We start from the raw sequence: 20,294 nt of genomic DNA on the forward strand, positions 1-20,294 counted from the left end.
GATCTTACCGGGTCGAATCCTGTGAGCTTGCGTGCGGCGCGGCGGCCTGGGCGGCCTGGGCGGACGGGGCGGCGGCGTCGGCTGCTTCGATGAGCTTCGCGCCGAGCGCGTTGCCCACGGCGTCGCGCGTCTGGACGAACTCTTTTTCGAAGTCGAGCGTCTTGCGTGCGCTCGACATCGCCATCACGACGCTGGTGCCGTGGTCCGTGTCCTTGAGCCAGAACCACAGCCGGCGTTCGCGCACGTAGAACATCGAGAAGATGCCCAATACGAGAAGCAGGCTGCCAAGATACACGACTTTTTTGCCCGGCGCGCGCGTCAACTGAAATACCGAAGCTTGCACCTGCTTGAAGGAGTCAAGCTGCAAATAGACCGGCGATCCATACAGAAAGCTGTCGGATATCGCATTCAGCGAACTCTGGATGAAGCGGCTCGATTCCGCGTTGGCCGCGGCGGCGGGCTCGCCGAGCTGCTGGCGCGACAGTTGCCACAGATCCCACGTCACGCCTTCCAGCATGCGCAGCAGCAAGCCCGCGGCCTTCTCCTGCTCGCCCTTCGGCACCGACCGGTCGATAAAGCCGGCGATCGCCTGGAAGCCGCCGAGCGTCTCGCCGTTCGGCATCTTCATGCTGGCGTCGGCGCCCGAGAACAGGGTCAATACGCGCGATGCGCTTTCTTCCAGATGCTGCTGCAGTTCCGGGTTCGAGCCGGGCACCGAGCGCTGGGCGAACTGGTGCGCGGCGGTGGCCCGCATCGCCGGGTCTTCGAGAGTCGCGCGCAGGTGCATCCATTCGTTCAGCGAGCCGCCGCTGTCGGCGGGGATGCGCAGATAGCGGAACGGGTCGTTCGGATTCATGCGCATGCCGGCGAGGAACGTCTTTTCGCCGTTCACGTCGACCGGCAGCATGTAGTTGTTGTACTCGCGCGCCTGGCCGTCCTTGCCGCGAATCTTGTACTGCACCGACGGGCCGACGTTGTGCAGATCGAGCGGTTTCGAGGTCTTCGCGCCGGAGCCGAGACGCTCGTCGAACGCTTCCTTCAGCGAGCGGTGCGCGGCGACCCCGCGTGCGTCGTTCTGGCCGTTGCCGTTCGAGATGTTTTCGACGTTGATCGCGCGGAAGTCGGTGAATTCGACGGTCTGGCCGTCGGCGAGCGCCGTGGCCGTGCTCAACGGCGCAGTGCCGCCGATCGTGCCGCCGAACGGCGCGGTCTTCGCGCTGGCGCCGGTCATCGGGTATGCGGTCATCTGCATCTGCGAGCCGCCGTCCTGGAAGCTCGACTGATAGATCGACACGCCGTCGTATTCGAACGGCTTGTTGACCTCGATGCGCGCCGGCACGCGCGCACCCGTCTTGTGGTCGATCACGACGATATCGCTGGCGAACAGCTTCGGCATGCCGGTCGTGTAGTAATCGACGATGAACTTGTTCAGCTCGATCGAAAACGGCAGGTCCTGGATCAGCGAGCCGTTCGGCTGGTTCAGGATCGCGGTCGACACGTGCTGGCCTTCCGGCACCCACGCGTAGCCGCGGAACGTCGGGTTCGACTGCGATAGCCGGTGCTCGGGCGGGATCTCACTGATCATCGTGTTCGCGTTGATCGGCGACTTGTCGAACAGCCACATCTGCAGCTTGACCGGCAGATTGCTATCGAGCAGACCGCCGAGACAGATCACGACGATCGCGAGGTGCGCGGAGATATAACCGAACCTCGTCAGCGCGCCGCGCTTCGCGGCGATCAGCGTCGCCCCTTCCGACTCGCGCGTGACGAACTTGTAGCCGAGCTTCGCCGACAGCTTGCCGAGCACCGCCGCGGTTTGCACGCGCGTGCCGTGCACCGCGAACTCGCCCTTGTGATGAAACGCGCGCAGGCTGCCTTCGCGGACCTTGTCCTTCCAGCTTTTCGCGTCGGCGAGCATCTTCGGCGCATTGCGGATCACGCACAGCGACACCGACACCATCAGAAAGCCGAGGATCAGCATGAACCACCACGAGCTGTACACCGTGTACAGGCTCAGCGCGCGGAAGATGTCCGCCCAGAACGGGCCGAACTGGTTGACGTAGTTGGGGTAGGGATCGTCCTGCGTAAGGACGGTGCCGATTATGCTGGCGATCGACAGAATCACGAGCAGCGCGATGGCGAAACGCATCGAACTCAGGAGCTCGATGATGCTGCGCGTGACGCGATTGCCCGACTTCGACTGCAGACCCGACGTGGTGACGCTCATTCAAACTCCGACTGAACAGCAAAAAAGGGTGAAGGGCTGTCGTAGCCACGACGCCCTCACCCTTTTCTTGTTTTCCCGGCCTTGCGAGGCCGGTTGCATTGCGCGCGCGGACCGCTTACCGCAGCCCGCTCAGGGCAGTCCACTTAACGTAGACCCGCGATGTAATCCGCAACTGCCTTGATCTCGTTGTCCGACAGACGTGATGCTATCGCATGCATCGCGTCGTTGTTATTACGCGCGCCCGGACCCTGGGTGAACGCGGCAAGCTGCGCGACCGAATATTCGGCCCACTGTCCCGACAGGCGCGGATACTGGATCGGAATGCCTTGGCCCGTGGGCCCGTGGCAGCTTGCGCAGGCCGGCACGCCGCGATCCGCAATCCCGCCGCGATAAATCTGCTGACCGAGTGCGACGGTGGCCTTGTTATGCGCATAGCCCGGCTTCGGCGTTTGCGTCGAGAAATAGGCCGCGACGTTGATCATGTCCTGGTCGGAAAGCGCAGCGGCCATGCCCGCCATGATCGCGTTGTTGCGCGCGGGCTGCCTGGCCCCCGGCTGCGTCTTGAAATCTCTGAGTTGCTTGACGAGATACTCGGGGTGTTGACCCGCCAGTTTCGGATAGGCGCCGCCGGCACTGTTGCCGTCCGCGCCGTGGCACGACGCGCATACCTGTACCGCGATTGCCTGTCCCCGATTGATGTCCGGCTTTGCCGGTTCTGCTGCTCGTGCCTGAATTGCCAAACCTGAAAGACCTGCCGCTACATGAAGCACTATCAGAGTCTTGCTCAGTCGATTCATTCGCACACCCTGTCTCGTCTTGTGGGATTTTAGAGGTTTTGCAAAATACGACGACGGCGACCAGGTGACCGCCAGGAGCCGCCAAGGCACGTGGGGCGGGCTCCTCAGGTTTTCAGTAAACCGTCGTATTGTACAATAACTCGCTAATCGCTAAGACGCCAGTCGGGCTTGACCCCGTTGCCGTTCTGGACTTTCCGGCGTCTCCAATCTGGCCTCCATCATGCCCTTCCTGCTCCACGAATCCCGCTTCTTCACGACCGTCAATCATCTGCGCGACCTGCCCGCGACCGCACAACCCGAGATCGCCTTTGCGGGGCGTTCGAACGCCGGCAAGTCGACCGCAATCAATCTGCTCTGCAATCAGAAGCGGCTTGCGTTCGCGAGTAAGACACCGGGGCGCACCCAGCACATCAATTATTTTTCGGTCGGCAAGGCGGACGATCCGACCGCCTATCTGGTCGACCTGCCCGGCTACGGCTACGCGGAAGTGCCGGGCGCGGCGAAGGCGCACTGGGAAACGCTGCTGTCCACCTATCTGCAATCGCGCTCGCAGCTGCGCGGCATGATCCTGATGATGGACTCGCGCCGCCCGTTGACCGAGCTGGATCGCCGCATGATCGAGTGGTTCGCACCGACCGGCAAGCCGATCCACACGCTGCTCACGAAGTGCGACAAGTTGACGCGACAGGAGAGCGTGAATTCGCTGCGGGCCGCGCAGAAAGGTCTCGCCGAATACCGGGCCGCAGGCTACCGCGGTGAGCTGACCGCGCAGCTTTTCTCAGCGCTCAAGCGCGTCGGACTCGACGAAGCGCATGCGCTGATCGAAAGCTGGCTGATTCCCGACGCGGCGGGCGCCGCAGAGCAGAGCTAGGCTGCCGACGAAACTTCCTTCAGGGCGGAATGATTCGATTCGCGCGGAAGCGTGGAAACGCGCGCGAAGGCGCGCTGTTTCGGCCGCCCATAAAAAAACCCGCCGCTTGAACGGCGGGTCAAACAGCCTAATCGAAAAACGACAGGCACCCGCTCAGGGAGGAGAAGCGGGGAGGTCAGCGCCAGGCGCCTTGCTCGATCGGTATGATATACCATTGTCTCGAAAAGTTTCCGGGAGCGGAGCCAGGCGTTATTTGTCCACTCCTCACATCCACGATCCTCGATTCGATATGAGCTTCTACCCGCACTACCGTCCGCGCCGCATGCGCCGTGACGACTTCTCGCGTCGTCTGATGCGCGAAAACCTCCTCACCACCAACGACCTGATTTACCCCGTATTCATCGTCGAAGGCACGAACGTGCGTCAGGCCGTGCCGTCGATGCCTGGCGTCGAGCGCGTGTCGGTCGATCTGCTGATGGGCGTCGCCGAACAGTGCGTCGAACTGGGCGTGCCGGTGCTGTCGCTGTTTCCCGCGATCGAACCGTCGCTGAAAACGCCCGATGGCCGCGAAGCGACGAACCCCGCCGGCCTGATCCCGCGCGCGGTGCGCGAACTCAAAAAGCACTTCCCCGACCTCGGCGTGCTCACCGACGTCGCACTCGATCCGTACACGAGCCACGGCCAGGATGGCGTGCTCGACGCAGCCGGTTACGTGATGAACGACGAAACCGTCGAGATCCTCGTCGCCCAGGCGCGCGCGCAGGCTGAAGCCGGCGTGGACATCGTCGCGCCGTCGGACATGATGGACGGCCGCATCGGTTCGATCCGCGGGATGCTCGAAAGCGAGAACCACATCCATACGCGGATCATGGCGTACGCGGCGAAGTTCGCTTCGGCGTTCTACGGTCCGTTCCGCGATGCCGTCGGTTCTGCGACGAACCTCGGCAAGAGCAACAAGATGACCTATCAGATGGACCCGGCCAATTCGAACGAAGCGCTGCGCGAAGTGGAAGCGGACATCAACGAAGGCGCGGACATGGTGATGGTCAAACCGGGCATGCCGTATCTGGACATCGTGCGGCGCGTGAAGGACGAGTTCCAGTTCCCGACCTACGTGTACCAGGTGAGCGGCGAATACGCGATGCTGAAGGCCGCCGCACAGAACGGTTGGCTGGATCACGACAAGGTGATGATGGAATCGCTACTGGCGTTCAAGCGGGCCGGCGCGGATGGCGTGCTGACCTATTTCGCGCTCGATGCGGCGCGGATCCTGCGCGATCAGAAGTAAGCCCGGGCGCGGATCGTTCGCGCGCGGCTGTCAAAACAAAAAACGGAGGCGGACCTACTGGTCTGCCTCCGTTTTTTTATCGTGCCCTTCTTCTAGCCACGTGGCCCCCGAGCGCGCTGCGTTGCGCCCGGCGCGGCTCGACTACACCCCCGCCGCGCTCGCACGATCCAGCGTGCGCAGGAATTTATCCACGGATTCGTAGCCGACCACACGCAGCACTTCCTTGCCGCCGTGATCGAAGAAAATAATGCCCGGTGGCCCGAACAGATTGAAGCGCTTGAGCAGGGCCTGATCGTCGGGATTGTTCGCGGTCACGTCCGCGCGCAGCAGATTCATTTGCTTCAGCTTCGCCTGCACGCGCGGATCGCTAAAGGTGAATTGCTCCATTTCCTTGCAGCTCACACACCAGTCCGCGTAAAAATCGAGCATCGCGGGCTGTGCAGCCGTTTTGACGGCCTGGTCGAGCTGCGCCGACGAACGTACCGGCGCAAACGTCAGATCGCTCTGCGATGCCGCTCCGGCCGCGCTGGTGGCATTCGTAGCAAGCGATGCCCCGTTGCCACCGCGTACAGCGAGCACGGCGAGCGGTCGCAGCGGATCCGACGATCCCGCGGCTAGGCCGACCAGCAACGCGGCCGCCCACACCGCCATGACCATGCCGAGCGCCCGGCTGAAGCGGCGCCAGATCGAAGCGCCGGCAACCGACGCGGAAAAGAGACCGAGTGCCACCGCGGCGATCAGGAGCCACAGCGCACTGAGCAGCATCGTCGCGGCGGCGCCGAGCACCGGCCAGACGATCCACAGCGCCGCCGCGAGCAGCACCACGCCGAAGAACACCTTCACGCCGTCCATCCACTTGCCTGCGCGCGGCAGCAGCGTCCCCGCGCCGAGGCCGATGATCAGCAGCGGTACACCAAGCCCGATGCCCATCGAGAACAGCGCCGCCCCGCCGAGCACCGCATTGCCGGTATGCGCGATGAACGCGAGCACCGCGAACAGCGGCGCGGTCATGCAAGCCCCCACCACCAGTGCGGACAGCGCGCCCATCACCGCGACCGCGGTGAACTTGCCGCCGGAACGTCCCGTCGATGCGCTCGACACGCGATCGCGCCAACGCGCGGGCATCTCGATGTCGACGCCGGCGATCAGCAGCAGCGCGAAGATCGTCAGCAGCATGCCGAACGCGCCGAGCACCCACGGGTTCTGCAGCCACGCGCCGAGACTTTGGCCGACCAGCGCGGCGGCGACACCGAGCACCGTGTACACGAGCGCCATTCCGATCACATACGCAACCGACAGCGCGAACCCGCGGCCTCGCGTCACTGCCGCGCCTTCGCCGATGATGATCGCCGACAGAATCGGGATCATCGGATACGAACACGGCAGCAGGCTGAGAATCGCGCCAGCGACGAAATACAGCCCGACGATCGCAAAGAAGCCGCCACGCTGGAGCAACGACTGCGCGTAGTCGGCGCTGGTTGCGCGTTCGTACCAAGGTTCGTCGTCAGCGCCGACGGATAGCTGGGCTGTCGCGCCAGCCGCGGCGCTGCCGGCCGCCTGCAGCGCCGCGCCGCTCACATGATACACACGCTCCATCGGCGGGTAGCAGATGCCCGCATCGGCACAGCCTTGCGACGTCACCGCGAGATCGAACGGCCCGCTCGCCTGTTTGATCGGCACACGGATTGTCAGCTCATTGCGGTACGTTTCGACGTTCTTGTTGAACGTCTGGTCGAATTTCACGTGACCGGCCGGCAACTGCGGCTCGCCGAGCGTCGCCGTGCCGTTGCGAGTCGCGAACGCAAAGCGCTCGCGGTACATGTAGTAGCCGTCGGCGATCTTGTACGTCACGACGACCTCGCCCGGCTTCTCGGTCGCGCTGAATCTGAACGCGACGCCCGGCTCGAGGAAATCGTCCGCGGCGCGCGCAAGCGTGCCAAATTGCGCAAGGGTCACGCAGCCGAGCAGAAAGAATACGGTGCGCAGCGCAACGCGCGCTCGCCGGTCGAGACCGTTAAACATGGAGGGGACGTTGAGTTTCAGCTGTGATCCACTGGCCGTACGCGGCGGACGCCGTCGCTTGCCATGAGAGGATTTCCGGCGTGTCGTAGGGATGGTGCGCGTGAATGAACTGCTCGAGTTCGAGCGAGCGAGCGGTGCTGGTCTTGAACAGCAGCTGGATTTCCCGAGCCGTTTCGACCGAGCCCTGCCAATGATAGCTGGACTGCACGCTACCCAACTGGGTGACGCACGCGCAGAGCCTGGCAGCCAGGGCTTCGGCGCCGAGCTTCTGCGCGACGGCCGCATCGGGCACCGTCGTCAGCATCAAGGTCACATTCACACTCACACAAGCTCCAGCGCCGCACCATTTAGATGCCGATATCGTATCACCTGGCCCTGCTGGCCCGCAGGGCGCGCCCCCGCACTGCGTCGCATCTGGTTCGGGGCTCACGCGACATTCTTCGCGCGGATTTCCGGCGCCAAAAACAAAAAAGCCAGGCGATGCGCCTGGCTTTTTCTCGAAGCTAAAAAGCTTACTCAGCTTCTTGCACTTCCGTTTCTTCAACTTCCGGACGGTCGAGCAGTTCGACCAGTGCCATCGGTGCGTTGTCGCCGACGCGGAAACCGAACTTCAGGATGCGCAGGTAGCCACCCGGACGGTTTGCGAAGCGCGGGCCGAGCACGTCGAACAGCTTCGTGACCGAGTCACGATCGCGCAGGCGGTTGAACGCCAGACGACGGTTTGCCAGCGACGGCTTCTTGCCGAGCGTGATCAGCGGCTCGACGACTTTACGGAGTTCTTTCGCCTTCGGCAGCGTGGTCTTGATGACTTCGTGCTCGATCAGCGAGTTGGACATGTTACGGAGCATTGCCAGACGGTGGCTGCTCGTGCGGTTCAGTTTCCGCAGACCATGACGGTGACGCATGTTAATTCCTTCGGTTCAAAGTTTTGGTCCAGCTCTTCTATCGCGCTCATTTCTGCTTGGCAGGGAGCGCACGGGCCGGTAGTGAAAAAAGACAAGACGCGGATTTTAAAGGAAAATCCGCGTCTTTGCCAGTACACAGTACAGCGCTACGACAGGCGATGAGTCCCGCGCTTACTTGTCGAGACCAGCCGGCGGCCAGTTTTCGAGCTTCATGCCGAGCGTCAGACCACGCGACGCCAGAACTTCCTTGATTTCGTTCAACGACTTGCGGCCCAGATTCGGCGTCTTCAGCAGCTCGTTTTCCGTGCGCTGGATCAAGTCGCCGATGTAGTAGATGTTCTCGGCCTTCAGGCAGTTCGCAGAACGAACCGTCAGTTCTAGATCGTCCACCGGACGCAGCAGGATCGGATCGATCTGCGGTGCGCGCGACGGTGCTTCTGCCGCTGCTTCCGTGCCTTCCAGTGCTGCGAACACCGACAGCTGATCGACCAGAATGCGTGCCGATTGACGGATCGCTTCTTCCGGCGAAATCACACCGTTGGTTTCGATGTTCATCACGAGCTTGTCGAGGTCGGTACGCTGCTCGACACGAGCGCTTTCGACCGCATAGCTGACTCGACGAACCGGCGAGAACGACGCGTCCAGCACGATACGACCGATGATCTTGGCCGACTCTTCGCCGTAACGACGCACGTTGCCCGGCACATAGCCACGGCCCTTTTCGACCTTGATCTGCACGTCGAGCTTGCCGCCCTTCGACAGATGCGCAATTACGTGATCCGGGTTGATGACTTCGCAATCGTGTGCGAGTTCGATATCGCCGGCGGTGACCACGCCTTCGCCGTCCTTACGCAGCGTAACCGTCACTTCGTCACGGTTATGCAGCTTGAAGACAACACCCTTCAGGTTCAACAACAGGTTGACCACATCCTCTTGCACACCGTCGAGCGTCGAATACTCGTGCACGACGCCTGCGATCGTCACTTCGGTCGGCGCATAGCCAACCATCGACGACAGCAGCACGCGCCGAAGCGCGTTACCCAAGGTGTGGCCGTAACCGCGTTCAAACGGTTCCATGACCACTTTCGCGTGGCTCTCGCCAAGCGATTCAACTGCAATGATCTTGGGCTTCAACAAACTGGTTTGCATAGGTTTTCCTTTTCAATACCCTCGGCTCGTTACACCGATAAGGCTGACCGGTAACAACCTGAAAGAAAACAGCCGAGACGCCCCCTTGCACAATGCAAACGGGGTGCCCCGGCCGTCAATCCGATTACCGCGAATACAATTCGACGATCAGGCTTTCGTTGATGTCGCCAGCGATGTCGCTGCGTTCCGGCTTCTGCTTGAAGGTACCTTCGAACTTCTTCGCGTCGACCGCGACCCAGCTCGGCATGCCGCCTTGTTCAGCGAGCGACAGAGCTTCGACGATGCGAGCCTGCTTGCGCTTCTGTTCGCGCACGGCAACGACGTCGCCAGCCTTAACTTGCATCGACGGGATGTTCGACACGACGCCGTTCACCGTGATCGCCTTGTGGCTCACCAGCTGACGTGCTTCAGCGCGCGTCGAGCCGAAGCCCATGCGATACACGACGTTGTCCAGACGCGACTCGAGCAGTTGCAGCAGGTTTTCACCCGTGTTGCCCTTCAGGCGGTCTGCTTCAGCGAAGTAGCGGCGGAACTGACGCTCGAGCACGCCGTAGATACGCTTCACTTTTTGCTTTTCGCGCAGCTGGGTGCCGTAGTCCGACGTACGAGCGCCCGAAGTGCGACCGTGCTGCCCCGGCTTGCTGTCGAGCTTGCACTTGTCAGCGAGCGAGCGGCGTGCGCTCTTCAGGAACAGGTCGGTGCCTTCACGGCGGGACAGCTTGGCCTTAGGGCCGATATAACGTGCCACGTTAATTCCTTCTGTGATTGATCACGCGAATGCATGCACTCACGCTAGTCCGAACCCTTTGGGTCGAACGGTGGGCTTAGTCAATTCAATAACGAGCGAAGCCTGCCGCCGCGCAACGCGGCAACAGGCGCTCGCAGAAACCCGGCGTCTTAGATACGACGACGCTTCGGCGGACGGCAGCCGTTGTGCGGGACCGGCGTCACGTCGGAGATCGCGGTGATCTTGATGCCAAGACCATGCAGCGCGCGCACCGCCGATTCGCGGCCAGGACCGGGGCCCTTGATCCGCACTTCGAGGTTCTTCACGCCGTATTCCATCGCCACGCGACCAGCCGATTCGGCTGCAACCTGAGCTGCAAACGGGGTCGATTTACGCGAACCCTTGAAGCCCTGGCCACCCGACGTTGCCCAAGCAAGCGCGTTGCCTTGACGGTCGGTGATCGTGATGATGGTGTTGTTGAACGACGCGTGAACGTGAACCACGCCCTCGGCGACGTTCTTCTTGACCTTCTTGCGAACGCGTTGCGCCGCGGAGTTGTTCGAAGCCTTAGCCATTACGTTTTCCTGTAACTGTCAGTTCCGCTTACTTCTTCAGCGACTGCGCTGCACGACGCGGACCCTTGCGCGTACGAGCATTCGTACGCGTGCGCTGGCCGCGCAGGGGGAGACCCTTACGATGCCGCACGCCGCGATAGCAGCCGAGATCCATCAGGCGCTTAATGTTCATCGTCGTTTCGCGGCGCAGATCGCCTTCAACGATGAACTTGCCGACTTCTTCACGCAGCTTTTCGAGGTCTGCGTCGGTCAGGTCTTTGACCTTCTTCGAAAATGCCACACCAGCAGCGACGCAAATGTCGCGCGAGCGCGTGCGGCCGACACCGTAAATAGCCGTCAGGCCGATTTCGGTATGCTGGTGATTCGGGATGTTAACCCCTGCGATACGAGCCATTGTTTTTCCTCAAACAAAAAGCGCAAGCAAAAGCGCGGCGTTCAGCCTTGACGCTGTTTGTGGCGCGGATCAGAGCTGCAAATCACGCGCACAACGCCCTTGCGCTTGATGATCTTGCAATTGCGGCAAATGCGCTTAACCGATGCCATCACTTTCATGATATTACCCTTTTTTCAAATCACTTCGCCCGGAACACGATCCGCGCACGCGACAGATCGTAAGGCGTCAATTCAACCGTCACCTTGTCGCCCGGCAGGATCCGGATGTAGTGCATCCGCATCTTGCCGGATATGTGTCCCAATACGACATGGCCGTTTTCCAGCTTCACCCTGAAGGTAGCATTTGGCAGGTTTTCGATTACTTCACCCTGCATCTGGATCACATCGTCTTTGGCCATAAGTCCTTTCAACGCATCGGGACGCCGCCGCCTTTGAAATTAGCTTTCTTCAGCAGCGATTCATACTGTTGCGACATAACGTACGACTGCACCTGCGCCATGAAATCCATTGTGACGACGACAATGATCAGCAGCGACGTTCCACCAAAATAAAACGGCACGTTCCAGCGCAGCACCAGAAATTCGGGCAGCAGGCAAACGAACACGATGTAGATCGCACCGGCCAGCGTCAGACGCGTGAGGATGCGGTCAATATATCGCGCCGTCTGATCGCCCGGGCGGATGCCAGGGACGAAAGCGCCGCTCTTTTTCAGGTTGTCGGCCGTTTCCCTGCTGTTGAACACCAGTGCGGTGTAGAAAAAGCAGAAGAAGACGATCGCCAACGCGTACAGCAACACGTACACGGGTTGACCGGGCTTCAGGGCTTCGGCCACGTTGTGCAACGTGTCTGCGAACCAGCTGGTACGCGAACCCGAACTGAACCAGTTCAGGATGGTTGCCGGGAAGAGAATGATCGACGATGCGAAGATCGGCGGAATCACGCCCGACATGTTCAGCTTCAGCGGCAAATGCGAAGACTGGCCGCCGTAAATCTTGTTGCCCACCTGCCGCTTTGCGTAGTTCACAAGAATCTTGCGCTGGCCGCGTTCGATGAACACCACCAGATACGTCACAGCAGCAATCAGCGCGACGACGATAATCGCCGAGATGATGCTCATCGAGCCGGTTCGCACCAGTTCAAACAGACCACCGATTGCGTTCGGGAAACCCGCCGCAATACCACCGAAAATGATGATCGAGATACCGTTACCGAGCCCGCGCTCCGTGATCTGCTCACCCAGCCACATCAGGAACATCGTGCCGGTCACCAGCGTCACGACCGTCGTCAAGCGGAATACCATCCCCGGATCGATCACAAGGCCCGGCTGATTCTCAAGCGCGACGGCAATGCCAAACGCTTGGAACGTCGCCAGCACGACCGTGAAGATCCGCGTGTACTGCGTAATCTTCCGCTGACCTGCCTGCCCTTCCTTCTTCAGCGCCTCGAGTTGCGGCGAGACGATCGCCAGCAACTGCATGATGATCGACGCGGAAATGTAGGGCATGATGCCCAGCGCGAAAATCGTGAACCGCGAAAGTGCGCCACCCGAGAACATGTTGAACATGCCAAGGATGCCGCCCGACTGGCTTTGGAACAACTTTGCCAGCTGGTCCGGGTCGATGCCCGGCACCGGAATATGCGCGCCGATGCGGTAGACGACCAGCGCCAGCAGCAGGAACACTGCACGCCGACGCAGATCGCCAAACTTCGCCGCGCCGCGACCGGGTTTTGCGAGACTCGGGCTGTTAGCCAAGTACCTTCTCCGATGCAAATGCTAGTGACGGCAAATAACTTGCGCGTTACTCGGCAAAAGAGCCACCGGCTGCTTCGATAGCAGCGCGTGCACCCTTCGTCGCACCCAGACCCTTCACAACGACCTTGCGCTTGAGCTCGCCCGTCGCGATGATCTTGGCGCTACGGATCAGCTCGCCGACCAGGCCGGCTTGCTTGAGAGCCAGCAGATCGATTTCGTCGACCGGCAGCTTCTCGATATCCGACAGACGCACTTCACCGACGAATTCCTTCGTCAGCGAGGTGAAGCCGCGCTTCGGCAGGCGACGTTGCAGCGGCATTTGACCGCCTTCGAAGCCAACCTTGTGAAAGCCGCCCGAACGCGACTTCTGACCCTTGTGACCACGGCCAGCGGTCTTGCCGAGGCCGGAGCCGATGCCGCGACCAACGCGACGCTTTGCGTGCTTCGCGCCTTCAGCCGGCTTCAGGTTATTCAATTCCATTATCAACTCCTTGAGTCCTGGTCAGCCGCTTAGCCGATGACCTTAACGAGGTACGAAACCTTGTTGATCATGCCGCGCACAGCCGGCGTGTCCTGCAACTCGCTAACCGAGTTGAGTCGGCGCAGGCCCAGGCCACGCACCGTTGCACGGTGCGATTCACGGGTGCCGATCAGGCTCTTGACGAGCTGGATCTTGACAGTTTTATCAGACATGGTGTCCACCTTTAGCCCAGAATTTCTTCGACGGACTTGCCGCGCTTCGCAGCGATGTCGGCCGGCGTGGACTGCTTGCGCAGGCCGTCGAGCGTCGCACGAACGAGGTTGTACGGGTTCGTCGAACCGTGGCTCTTGGCCACGACGTTCTGCACGCCCATCACGTCGAACACTGCGCGCATCGGGCCGCCAGCGATCACGCCGGTACCGTCCTTCGCCGGAGCGAGGAGGACCGTCGAAGCGCCGTGCTTACCGTGCACTTCATGTTGCAGAGTACCGTTCTTCAGCGGCACCTTGAACATGTTGCGGCGAGCCTGCTCCATTGCCTTCTGGACAGCAACCGGCACTTCCTTCGCCTTGCCCTTGCCCATACCGACGCGGCCATCACCGTCGCCGACCACGGTCAGTGCAGCGAAGCCGAGAATACGGCCACCCTTCACGACCTTGGTCACGCGGTTGACCGCGATCATCTTTTCACGAAGGCCGTCGTCGCGTTCGTCAGCCTGAACTTTAGCTTGCATCTTTGCCATGACGAATTCTTCCCTTAGAACTTGAGTCCGGCTTCACGCGCCGCATCAGCCAGCGCTTTCACGCGGCCGTGGTAACGGAAACCCGAACGGTCGAAGGCGACGGATTCGATGCCGGCAGCCTTAGCCTTTTCTGCAATGCGCTTGCCGATCAGGGTCGCAGCAGCGACGTTGCCGCCCTTGCCCGATTGATCAGCCAGTTGAGCACGCACTTCGGCTTCGAGCGTCGACGCGCTGGCCAGCACCTTGGTGCCGCACGGCGAGAACACTTGCGCATAGATGTGCGTGTTCGTGCGATGCACGGCGAGACGCGCGACCTGCAATTCAGCGATCTTGATACGCGTCTGACGAGCGCGGCGCAGGCGAGATTGAGTCTTATCCATGATTGCGCACCCTTACTTCTTCTTCGTTTCTTTGAGGATCACAACCTCGTCAGCGTAACGCACGCCCTTGCCCTTGTAGGGCTCCGGCGGACGGTAGCCGCGCACTTCTGCCGCGACTTGGCCGACTTGTTGCTTGTTGATCCCCTTGATCAGAATTTCGGTTTGCGACGGGGTTTCAGCCTTGACGCCTTCCGGCATCTGGTGCACCACCGGGTGCGAGAAACCCAGCGACAGGTTCAGCTTGTCGCCTTGCGCCTGTGCGCGGTAACCAACGCCAACCAGCGTCAGCTTGCGCTCGAAACCCTTCGTCACGCCGTGCACCATGTTCGCAACCAGTGCGCGCATCGTGCCCGACATCGCATTCGCTTCGCGGCTTTCGTCGACCGGCTCGAACTTCAGCGTGCCATTGTCGTTCACCACTTTCACGAGGCTGTTAGCAGCCTGCGAAATCGTACCCAGCGGGCCCTTGACCGTGATGCTGTCGCCGCTCAGGGCCACTTCCGCGCCCTGCAGCGCGATCGGGCTTTTACCTACTCGAGACATGTTTCTCTCCTTTCGGCCTTAAGCGACGTAGCAGATGACTTCGCCGCCAACGCCCGTTGCACGTGCCTTGCGGTCGGTCATCACGCCCTTCGGCGTCGACACGATTGCCACGCCGAGGCCATTCATGACCACGGGAATGTCGTTACGGCCGCGGTACACACGCAGACCAGGCTTCGAGACGCGTTCGATGCGCTCGATGACCGGACGGCCAGCGTAATACTTCAACACGATATTCAATTCCGACTTCGCACCTTCAGACTTCACTGCGAAATCGTCGATATAACCTTCGTCCTTCAGGACCTGCGCAATCGCAACCTTGACTTTCGACGAGGGCATAGTCACCGAAACTTTCTCGACCATCTGCGCATTGCGGATGCGAGTCAGCATATCGGCGATAGGATCACTCATGCTCATTTATGTTTCTCCTATTACCAGCTCGCCTTGGTCAGGCCAGGGATCTCGCCGCGGAACGCGATTTCACGAATCTTGTTACGCGCCAGCCCGAATTTACGGAACGTACCGCGCGGACGACCGGTAATTGCGCAACGGTTGCGCTTACGGGTCGGATTGGAGTTACGCGGCAGTTGTTGCAGTTCCAGACGTGCGGCGTAGTGCTCTTCGTCCGACTTGCTCATATCACCAATGATCGCCTTCAGTTCAGCACGCTTGGGAGCGTACTTAGCAGCGAGGCGAGCACGCTTCTTTTCACGTTCGATCAGTGCCAGTTTAGCCACGGTAACCTCAGTTTCTGAACGGGAACTTGAAGCTGGCGAGCAGAGCCTTTGCTTCGTCGTCGGTCTTCGCAGTCGTCGTGATGCTGATGTTCAGCCCACGCAGTGCGTCGATCTTGTCGTAATCGATTTCGGGGAAAATGATCTGCTCTTTCACACCGATGTTGTAGTTGCCGCGACCGTCGAACGCCTTGCCCGAAACGCCACGGAAGTCACGCACCCGCGGGAGCGCAACCGTCACGAAACGGTCGAGGAATTCGTACATAGCCTGGCCACGCAAGGTGACCATTGCACCGATCGGATAGCCTTGACGGATCTTGAAGCCGGCAATTGCCTTGCGCGCCTTCGTGATCACCGGCTTCTGACCTGCGATCTTCGTCAGATCGCCAACGGCGTTTTCGATGATCTTCTTGTCAGCAACCGCTTCGCCAAGGCCCATGTTCAGGGTGATCTTGGTGATGCGCGGCACTTCCATCACGGACTTGTAACCGAACTTCTCGATGAGGCCGGGTACAACCTTTTCTTTGTAAAACTCTTGCAAACGAGCCATTTTTTACTCCGCAGCGTCAGGCGCTCAGCACGGCACCGGTCGTCTTAAGGAAACGGACTTTCTTGTCTCCTTCGACCTTGATGCCTACACGCGATGGCTTGCCATTCGCGTCGACCAATGCGACGTTCGAAATTTGCAGCGGCATCGTCTTGGCTTCCACACCGCCCGTCGTACCCTTCATCGGGTTCGGCTTGACGTGTTTCTTGACGAGATTGATACCCTCGACAGTCACCGTTTCGCCATGGACGGCCAGCACGACACCACGCTTGCCCTTATCTTTGCCGGTGATGACGATAACTTCGTCACCCTTGCGAATCTTGTTCATCGCGACTCCTTACAGCACTTCTGGCGCCAGCGAAACGATCTTCATGAATCGTTCGCTACGCAACTCGCGCGTGACAGGCCCGAAAATACGGGTGCCGATCGGTTCGAGCTTGGCATTGAGCAGCACAGCTGCGTTGCCGTCGAACTTGATCAGCGAGCCGTCCTGACGGCGCACGCCCTTGGCGGTGCGAACCACCACGGCGTTGTAGATTTCGCCTTTCTTCACGCGCCCGCGCGGCGTTGCCTCTTTGACAGTCACCTTGATGATGTCGCCAATGCTGGCATAACGACGCTTCGAGCCGCCGAGCACCTTGATGCACATGACTTCACGTGCACCCGTGTTGTCGGCTACTTCAAGCCGAGTTTCGGTCTGGATCATGGTTTATCTTTCCCAACTTAATCCGGTCACACCACCATGGTGCTTCCCGGTCAGTCTTGGTCCCGTCAGCCGATCGGCTGCTTGGGTTAGAACAGCAGCGACGGCAAACGAAACCCGCCATCGCAATCCGGTGAATCCTTCGGCACAGGCTGGCGCCCGAACCGCTTCCCCCACCAACTTCGCCCGCGACGGGGCTCCCATAAAGAGGGAAGACCGAGATTATAACAAATAATCTCGGTCTTGCAAGCGAAATCTACTGCGATTTCAACTACTTCTACTACTTCGCGACCTTAGATGACGCGAGCGGCCTCGATCAGGCGAGCCACAACCCAGGCTTTCGTCTTGGAAATCGGACGGGTTTCTTGGATTTCAACGAGGTCACCCTCGTTGTACGTGTTCGCGTCGTCGTGCGCGTGGTACTTCTTCGAACGCACAACGTACTTGCCGTAGATCGGGTGCTTGACGCGGTGCTCGACCAGCACGGTAACCGTCTTGTCCATCTTGTTGCTGACGACCTTGCCGACCAGCGTCCGCTTGAGCGAGGTTTTTACGCTATCGTTCATTTCTGGTTCGCCTTCTCAGTCAGGACGGTCCGCACACGTGCGATGTCGCGACGGACCTTCTTCAGCTGGCTCGTATTCGTGAGCTGCTGGGTCGCGAGTTGCATGCGCAGGCCGAATTGCGCCTTCAGCAGGTCCGACAGCTCCTTGTTGAGCGCGGCCTGGTCTTTCTGGTGAAGTTCGGAAGCCTTCATCATTTGCTCCTTAGGCGCCGAGCTGACGCACGATAAACGTCGTCTTCAGCGGCAGCTTCGCTGCAGCCAGACGGAACGCTTCGCGCGCCAGTTCTTCGGTTACGCCGTCCATTTCGTACAGCATCTTGCCCGGTTGAATCTCAGCGACGTAGTACTCCGGGTTACCTTTACCGTTACCCATACGCACTTCCGCCGGCTTCGTCGAGATCGGCTTGTCCGGGAAGATTCGGATCCAGATGCGGCCACCACGCTTGATGTGACGCGTCATTGCACGACGCGCCGCTTCAATCTGGCGCGCCGTCAGGCGACCACGACCGACAGCCTTCAGGCCGAATTCACCGAACGACACCGCGTTGCCGCGGGTAGCTACGCCGGTGTTACGACCTTTCTGCTCTTTGCGATACTTTCTGCGTTTCGGTTGCAGCATCGTTATTCTCCAGTCTTCCCGTCGCCGCCGGCACCGCCAGCACGACGAGGAGCGCCACGGCGTGCACCTGCCGGGCCACCACCTTCACCATCACGACGCGGACGGCGATCGCCACCCGGACGTGCGTTGCGGCGCGGACGCTTTTCTTCGGCGACTTCTTCGACCACCGGTGCGTCGTTGCGGCCGAGCGTATCGCCCTTGTAGACCCACACCTTCACGCCGATGATGCCGTACGTCGTCTTTGCTTCCGACGTCGCGTAGTCGATATCAGCGCGCAGCGTATGAAGCGGCACGCGACCTTCGCGATACCATTCCGTACGAGCGATTTCGATACCGTTCAGACGGCCTGCGCTCATGATCTTGATGCCTTGAGCACCCAGACGCATCGCGTTCTGCATCGCGCGCTTCATTGCGCGGCGGAACATGATCCGGCGCTCGAGCTGCTGCGTGATCGAATCAGCGATCAGCTGCGCGTCGGTTTCCGGCTTGCGAATTTCTTCGATGTTGACGTGAACCGGAACGCCCATGCGTTTTTGCAGCTCGGACTTCAGCAGTTCGATGTCTTCACCCTTTTTGCCGATCACGACACCCGGACGCGAGCTGAAAATCGTGATACGTGCGTTCTTTGCAGGACGCTCGATCACCACGCGGCCGACGGACGCGTTCTTCAACTTCTTCTTCAGGTATTCACGAACACCGATGTCTTCCTGCAACATCGCCGCAAAATTGTTGTTGTTCGCGTACCAACGCGAAGCCCAATTGCGGCTGACGGCCAAACGGAAGCCAGTCGGATGAATTTTCTGTCCCATCGTATGACCCCTTAATTCCCGACCGTCACAGTGATGTGACAGGATTGCTTCTCGATGCGGTTACCGCGGCCTTTAGCGCGCGCGGTAAAACGCTTGAGCGACGCTGCCTTATCGACGTAGATGCTCGTGATCTTGAGCTCGTCGATATCAGCACCCTCGTTGTGCTCCGCATTCGCGATCGCCGACAGCACGACCTTTTTCACGATTCCCGCAGCCTTCTTCGGCGAGAACGTCAGAACGTTCAGCGCCTTGTCGACCGGCAAACCGCGGATCTGGTCAGCCACAAGGCGCGTTTTCTGCGCCGAGATGCGGGCACCGCGATGAATTGCTTTCACTTCCATCTTGATACCCCTTATTTCTTGGCCTTCTTGTCGGCCGCGTGACCCTTGAACGTACGGGTCAGTGCGAACTCGCCAAGCTTGTGGCCGACCATGTTTTCCGTGACATACACCGGAACGTGTTGACGGCCGTTGTGAACGGCGATCGTCAGGCCGATGAAGTCCGGCAGGATCGTCGAGCGACGCGACCAGGTCTTGATCGGTTTCTTGTCACGCGATGCTGCAGCCGCCTCAACCTTCTTCAGCAAATGGGCGTCGCAGAACGGACCTTTCTTAATAGAACGTGCCATTGCCTACTCCTTAACGCTTGTGACGGCGCTGGACGATCATGCTCGTCGTGCGCTTGTTGCTGCGGGTGCGATAGCCCTTCGCCGGCGTGCCCCACGGGCTCACCGGATCGCGACCAGCCGCAGTCTTGCCTTCGCCACCACCGTGCGGGTGGTCGACCGGGTTCATTGCAACGCCACGCACCGTCGGGCGGATGCCGCGCCAGCGGTTCGCGCCAGCCTTACCGATCTGACGGAGGCTGTGCTCTTCGTTGCCCACTTCACCGATCGTCGCGCGGCACTCAACGTGAACGCGGCGGATTTCGCCCGAACGCAGACGAACCTGCGCGTAGACGCCTTCGCGAGCCAGCAGCATTGCCGACGTACCAGCCGAACGCGCCATTTGCGCGCCCTTGCCCGGCAGCATTTCGATGCAGTGAATCGTCGTACCGACCGGAATGTTGCGGATCGGCAGCGTGTTACCTGCGCGGATCGGAGCTTCCGAACCCGACATCAGTTGCTGACCAACGCTGACACCCTTCGGAGCGATGATGTAACGGCGCTCGCCGTCTGCGTACAGAACCAGCGCGATGTTCGCGCTACGGTTCGGGTCGTACTCGAGACGCTCGACCTTTGCCGGAATACCATCTTTCGTGCGACGGAAATCGACGACACGATAGTGATGCTTGTGACCACCACCCTTGTGACGCGTGGTGATGTGACCGTTGTTGTTACGGCCGGCGGTCGTCGACTGCGAGTCGAGCAGTGCCGCGAACGGCTTGCCCTTGTGCAGATCCTTATTGACCACCTTGACCATCGCGCGGCGGCCCGGCGAAGTCGGCTTAACTTTCACGATTGCCATG

General features: G+C 60.5%; 31 protein-coding genes. 2 read left to right on the forward strand and 29 right to left on the reverse strand.

The features are described 5' to 3' along the window. Positions 1-4: 4 nt before the first annotated feature. Both LJ656_RS28305 and LJ656_RS28310 read right to left on the reverse strand, forming a co-directional pair. Complete coding sequence (locus tag LJ656_RS28305) at positions 5-2,227, reverse strand: cytochrome c biogenesis protein ResB (RefSeq protein WP_230512827.1); 2,223 nt, start codon at positions 2,225-2,227, stop codon at positions 5-7. A gap of 143 nt (positions 2,228-2,370) precedes the next feature. After that, a complete protein-coding gene (locus LJ656_RS28310) occupies positions 2,371-3,024 on the reverse strand; it encodes a c-type cytochrome (RefSeq protein ID WP_230512828.1) in 654 nt (217 codons plus the stop codon). 220 nt (positions 3,025-3,244) lie between these two features. Between LJ656_RS28310 and yihA the strand changes: the two genes are divergently transcribed. Next, complete coding sequence (gene yihA, locus LJ656_RS28315; RefSeq protein ID WP_230512829.1) at positions 3,245-3,895, forward strand: ribosome biogenesis GTP-binding protein YihA/YsxC; 651 nt, start codon at positions 3,245-3,247, stop codon at positions 3,893-3,895. A gap of 289 nt (positions 3,896-4,184) precedes the next feature. Beyond that, entirely contained in the window at positions 4,185-5,183 is a 999-nt protein-coding gene (gene hemB / locus LJ656_RS28320; RefSeq protein ID WP_230512830.1) for a porphobilinogen synthase, read from the forward strand. A gap of 141 nt (positions 5,184-5,324) precedes the next feature. Here hemB and dsbD read toward each other — a convergent pair whose 3' ends face one another. The 27 genes from dsbD to rplB form a co-directional block, all read right to left on the reverse strand. Further along, entirely contained in the window at positions 5,325-7,205 is a 1,881-nt protein-coding gene (dsbD, locus tag LJ656_RS28325) for a protein-disulfide reductase DsbD (RefSeq protein WP_230512831.1), read from the reverse strand. Then, positions 7,198-7,530 carry a divalent-cation tolerance protein CutA gene (gene cutA / locus LJ656_RS28330; protein WP_230512832.1) on the reverse strand — a complete coding sequence of 111 codons (333 nt, stop codon included), beginning with the start codon at positions 7,528-7,530 and terminating at the stop codon, positions 7,198-7,200. The genes dsbD and cutA overlap by 8 nt, the downstream gene beginning before the upstream one ends. 187 nt (positions 7,531-7,717) lie before the next feature. After that, a complete protein-coding gene (gene rplQ, locus LJ656_RS28335; RefSeq protein ID WP_075303257.1) occupies positions 7,718-8,110 on the reverse strand; it encodes a 50S ribosomal protein L17 in 393 nt (130 codons plus the stop codon). A 171-nt stretch (positions 8,111-8,281) separates the two neighbouring features. Next, entirely contained in the window at positions 8,282-9,259 is a 978-nt protein-coding gene (locus tag LJ656_RS28340; RefSeq protein WP_075303258.1) for a DNA-directed RNA polymerase subunit alpha, read from the reverse strand. Positions 9,260-9,383: 124 nt separating this feature from the next. Next, positions 9,384-10,007 carry a 30S ribosomal protein S4 gene (rpsD, locus tag LJ656_RS28345; protein ID WP_230512833.1) on the reverse strand — a complete coding sequence of 208 codons (624 nt, stop codon included), beginning with the start codon at positions 10,005-10,007 and terminating at the stop codon, positions 9,384-9,386. Between the two features lie 149 nt (positions 10,008-10,156). After that, positions 10,157-10,561: a 30S ribosomal protein S11 gene (gene rpsK / locus LJ656_RS28350; protein ID WP_006052224.1), complete on the reverse strand. Its 405-nt coding sequence runs from the start codon at positions 10,559-10,561 to the stop codon at positions 10,157-10,159. A 28-nt stretch (positions 10,562-10,589) separates the two neighbouring features. Beyond that, the gene (gene rpsM / locus LJ656_RS28355) at positions 10,590-10,955 is read right to left on the reverse strand and encodes a 30S ribosomal protein S13 (RefSeq protein WP_013589830.1); all 366 of its coding nucleotides are present in this window, start codon (positions 10,953-10,955) and stop codon (positions 10,590-10,592) included. Positions 10,956-10,996: 41 nt separating this feature from the next. Beyond that, positions 10,997-11,113 (reverse strand): 50S ribosomal protein L36, encoded by a 117-nt coding sequence (rpmJ, locus tag LJ656_RS28360; protein ID WP_004199844.1) that lies wholly within the window; start codon positions 11,111-11,113, stop codon positions 10,997-10,999. Positions 11,114-11,133: 20 nt separating this feature from the next. Continuing rightward, positions 11,134-11,352, reverse strand: coding sequence for a translation initiation factor IF-1 (gene infA / locus LJ656_RS28365; protein WP_004521905.1), 219 nt, complete (start codon positions 11,350-11,352; stop codon positions 11,134-11,136). 8 nt (positions 11,353-11,360) lie between these two features. After that, a complete protein-coding gene (gene secY / locus LJ656_RS28370) occupies positions 11,361-12,707 on the reverse strand; it encodes a preprotein translocase subunit SecY (RefSeq protein ID WP_075303260.1) in 1,347 nt (448 codons plus the stop codon). A 46-nt stretch (positions 12,708-12,753) separates the two neighbouring features. Continuing rightward, a complete protein-coding gene (rplO, locus tag LJ656_RS28375) occupies positions 12,754-13,188 on the reverse strand; it encodes a 50S ribosomal protein L15 (protein WP_062128337.1) in 435 nt (144 codons plus the stop codon). A 29-nt stretch (positions 13,189-13,217) separates the two neighbouring features. Continuing rightward, positions 13,218-13,400: a 50S ribosomal protein L30 gene (gene rpmD, locus LJ656_RS28380; protein WP_075303287.1), complete on the reverse strand. Its 183-nt coding sequence runs from the start codon at positions 13,398-13,400 to the stop codon at positions 13,218-13,220. Between the two features lie 11 nt (positions 13,401-13,411). Then, a complete protein-coding gene (gene rpsE / locus LJ656_RS28385; protein WP_075303262.1) occupies positions 13,412-13,930 on the reverse strand; it encodes a 30S ribosomal protein S5 in 519 nt (172 codons plus the stop codon). A 14-nt stretch (positions 13,931-13,944) separates the two neighbouring features. After that, entirely contained in the window at positions 13,945-14,310 is a 366-nt protein-coding gene (gene rplR / locus LJ656_RS28390; protein WP_008923336.1) for a 50S ribosomal protein L18, read from the reverse strand. 12 nt (positions 14,311-14,322) lie between these two features. Beyond that, the gene (gene rplF, locus LJ656_RS28395) at positions 14,323-14,853 is read right to left on the reverse strand and encodes a 50S ribosomal protein L6 (RefSeq protein ID WP_075303263.1); all 531 of its coding nucleotides are present in this window, start codon (positions 14,851-14,853) and stop codon (positions 14,323-14,325) included. Between the two features lie 18 nt (positions 14,854-14,871). Next, positions 14,872-15,267, reverse strand: a complete 396-nt coding sequence (gene rpsH, locus LJ656_RS28400; RefSeq protein ID WP_006052216.1) for a 30S ribosomal protein S8 — start codon at positions 15,265-15,267, stop codon at positions 14,872-14,874. Positions 15,268-15,281: 14 nt separating this feature from the next. Next, complete coding sequence (gene rpsN / locus LJ656_RS28405) at positions 15,282-15,587, reverse strand: 30S ribosomal protein S14 (protein ID WP_006052215.1); 306 nt, start codon at positions 15,585-15,587, stop codon at positions 15,282-15,284. 7 nt (positions 15,588-15,594) lie between these two features. After that, positions 15,595-16,134 carry a 50S ribosomal protein L5 gene (rplE, locus tag LJ656_RS28410; RefSeq protein WP_008923339.1) on the reverse strand — a complete coding sequence of 180 codons (540 nt, stop codon included), beginning with the start codon at positions 16,132-16,134 and terminating at the stop codon, positions 15,595-15,597. 16 nt (positions 16,135-16,150) lie between these two features. Next, entirely contained in the window at positions 16,151-16,459 is a 309-nt protein-coding gene (gene rplX, locus LJ656_RS28415; protein ID WP_008923340.1) for a 50S ribosomal protein L24, read from the reverse strand. A 9-nt stretch (positions 16,460-16,468) separates the two neighbouring features. Next, positions 16,469-16,837 carry a 50S ribosomal protein L14 gene (gene rplN / locus LJ656_RS28420; protein ID WP_006052212.1) on the reverse strand — a complete coding sequence of 123 codons (369 nt, stop codon included), beginning with the start codon at positions 16,835-16,837 and terminating at the stop codon, positions 16,469-16,471. Positions 16,838-17,127: 290 nt separating this feature from the next. Then, entirely contained in the window at positions 17,128-17,400 is a 273-nt protein-coding gene (rpsQ, locus tag LJ656_RS28425) for a 30S ribosomal protein S17 (RefSeq protein ID WP_075303265.1), read from the reverse strand. Next, positions 17,397-17,591 carry a 50S ribosomal protein L29 gene (rpmC, locus tag LJ656_RS28430; RefSeq protein ID WP_007180130.1) on the reverse strand — a complete coding sequence of 65 codons (195 nt, stop codon included), beginning with the start codon at positions 17,589-17,591 and terminating at the stop codon, positions 17,397-17,399. The genes rpsQ and rpmC overlap by 4 nt, the downstream gene beginning before the upstream one ends. 10 nt (positions 17,592-17,601) lie before the next feature. Continuing rightward, positions 17,602-18,018: a 50S ribosomal protein L16 gene (rplP, locus tag LJ656_RS28435; protein WP_008923342.1), complete on the reverse strand. Its 417-nt coding sequence runs from the start codon at positions 18,016-18,018 to the stop codon at positions 17,602-17,604. A gap of 2 nt (positions 18,019-18,020) precedes the next feature. Continuing rightward, entirely contained in the window at positions 18,021-18,827 is an 807-nt protein-coding gene (gene rpsC, locus LJ656_RS28440; protein WP_012434570.1) for a 30S ribosomal protein S3, read from the reverse strand. 11 nt (positions 18,828-18,838) lie between these two features. Beyond that, positions 18,839-19,168, reverse strand: a complete 330-nt coding sequence (gene rplV, locus LJ656_RS28445) for a 50S ribosomal protein L22 (RefSeq protein ID WP_007730533.1) — start codon at positions 19,166-19,168, stop codon at positions 18,839-18,841. A gap of 11 nt (positions 19,169-19,179) precedes the next feature. Continuing rightward, positions 19,180-19,455, reverse strand: coding sequence for a 30S ribosomal protein S19 (gene rpsS, locus LJ656_RS28450; protein WP_006998484.1), 276 nt, complete (start codon positions 19,453-19,455; stop codon positions 19,180-19,182). A 10-nt stretch (positions 19,456-19,465) separates the two neighbouring features. Beyond that, entirely contained in the window at positions 19,466-20,293 is an 828-nt protein-coding gene (gene rplB / locus LJ656_RS28455; RefSeq protein ID WP_230512834.1) for a 50S ribosomal protein L2, read from the reverse strand. Position 20,294: the final 1 nt, after the last annotated feature.

Origin of the sequence: Paraburkholderia sejongensis, assembly GCF_020880815.1 — a bacterium.
Classification (GTDB): Bacteria; Pseudomonadota; Gammaproteobacteria; order Burkholderiales; family Burkholderiaceae; genus Paraburkholderia; species Paraburkholderia sejongensis.

What these genes read in the sequence shown, in the direction of transcription:
- rpsH (WP_006052216.1), bottom strand. Translation starts at nt 15,267, where the DNA reads ATGAGCATGAGTGATCCTATCGCCGATATGCTGACTCGCATCCGCAAT.
- rplX (WP_008923340.1), bottom strand. Translation starts at nt 16,459, where the DNA reads ATGAACAAGATTCGCAAGGGTGACGAAGTTATCGTCATCACCGGCAAA.
- rpmJ (WP_004199844.1), bottom strand. Translation starts at nt 11,113, where the DNA reads ATGAAAGTGATGGCATCGGTTAAGCGCATTTGCCGCAATTGCAAGATC.
- rplQ (WP_075303257.1), bottom strand. Translation starts at nt 8,110, where the DNA reads ATGCGTCACCGTCATGGTCTGCGGAAACTGAACCGCACGAGCAGCCAC.
- rpsK (WP_006052224.1), bottom strand. Translation starts at nt 10,561, where the DNA reads ATGGCTAAGGCTTCGAACAACTCCGCGGCGCAACGCGTTCGCAAGAAG.
- LJ656_RS28340 (WP_075303258.1), bottom strand. Translation starts at nt 9,259, where the DNA reads ATGCAAACCAGTTTGTTGAAGCCCAAGATCATTGCAGTTGAATCGCTT.
- rpsQ (WP_075303265.1), bottom strand. Translation starts at nt 17,400, where the DNA reads ATGAACGATAGCGTAAAAACCTCGCTCAAGCGGACGCTGGTCGGCAAG.
- dsbD (WP_230512831.1), bottom strand. Translation starts at nt 7,205, where the DNA reads ATGTTTAACGGTCTCGACCGGCGAGCGCGCGTTGCGCTGCGCACCGTA.
- rplO (WP_062128337.1), bottom strand. Translation starts at nt 13,188, where the DNA reads ATGGAATTGAATAACCTGAAGCCGGCTGAAGGCGCGAAGCACGCAAAG.
- rplP (WP_008923342.1), bottom strand. Translation starts at nt 18,018, where the DNA reads ATGCTGCAACCGAAACGCAGAAAGTATCGCAAAGAGCAGAAAGGTCGT.
- rplF (WP_075303263.1), bottom strand. Translation starts at nt 14,853, where the DNA reads ATGTCTCGAGTAGGTAAAAGCCCGATCGCGCTGCAGGGCGCGGAAGTG.
- LJ656_RS28305 (WP_230512827.1), bottom strand. Translation starts at nt 2,227, where the DNA reads ATGAGCGTCACCACGTCGGGTCTGCAGTCGAAGTCGGGCAATCGCGTC.
- rpsC (WP_012434570.1), bottom strand. Translation starts at nt 18,827, where the DNA reads ATGGGACAGAAAATTCATCCGACTGGCTTCCGTTTGGCCGTCAGCCGC.
- yihA (WP_230512829.1), top strand. Translation starts at nt 3,245, where the DNA reads ATGCCCTTCCTGCTCCACGAATCCCGCTTCTTCACGACCGTCAATCAT.
- rplN (WP_006052212.1), bottom strand. Translation starts at nt 16,837, where the DNA reads ATGATCCAGACCGAAACTCGGCTTGAAGTAGCCGACAACACGGGTGCA.
- rpmD (WP_075303287.1), bottom strand. Translation starts at nt 13,400, where the DNA reads ATGTCTGATAAAACTGTCAAGATCCAGCTCGTCAAGAGCCTGATCGGC.
- rplR (WP_008923336.1), bottom strand. Translation starts at nt 14,310, where the DNA reads ATGGATAAGACTCAATCTCGCCTGCGCCGCGCTCGTCAGACGCGTATC.
- LJ656_RS28310 (WP_230512828.1), bottom strand. Translation starts at nt 3,024, where the DNA reads ATGAATCGACTGAGCAAGACTCTGATAGTGCTTCATGTAGCGGCAGGT.
- rpsS (WP_006998484.1), bottom strand. Translation starts at nt 19,455, where the DNA reads ATGGCACGTTCTATTAAGAAAGGTCCGTTCTGCGACGCCCATTTGCTG.
- infA (WP_004521905.1), bottom strand. Translation starts at nt 11,352, where the DNA reads ATGGCCAAAGACGATGTGATCCAGATGCAGGGTGAAGTAATCGAAAAC.
- rpsE (WP_075303262.1), bottom strand. Translation starts at nt 13,930, where the DNA reads ATGGCAAAGATGCAAGCTAAAGTTCAGGCTGACGAACGCGACGACGGC.
- rpsM (WP_013589830.1), bottom strand. Translation starts at nt 10,955, where the DNA reads ATGGCTCGTATCGCAGGGGTTAACATCCCGAATCACCAGCATACCGAA.
- hemB (WP_230512830.1), top strand. Translation starts at nt 4,185, where the DNA reads ATGAGCTTCTACCCGCACTACCGTCCGCGCCGCATGCGCCGTGACGAC.
- rpmC (WP_007180130.1), bottom strand. Translation starts at nt 17,591, where the DNA reads ATGAAGGCTTCCGAACTTCACCAGAAAGACCAGGCCGCGCTCAACAAG.
- rplB (WP_230512834.1), bottom strand. Translation starts at nt 20,293, where the DNA reads ATGGCAATCGTGAAAGTTAAGCCGACTTCGCCGGGCCGCCGCGCGATG.
- rplV (WP_007730533.1), bottom strand. Translation starts at nt 19,168, where the DNA reads ATGGAAGTGAAAGCAATTCATCGCGGTGCCCGCATCTCGGCGCAGAAA.
- rplE (WP_008923339.1), bottom strand. Translation starts at nt 16,134, where the DNA reads ATGGCTCGTTTGCAAGAGTTTTACAAAGAAAAGGTTGTACCCGGCCTC.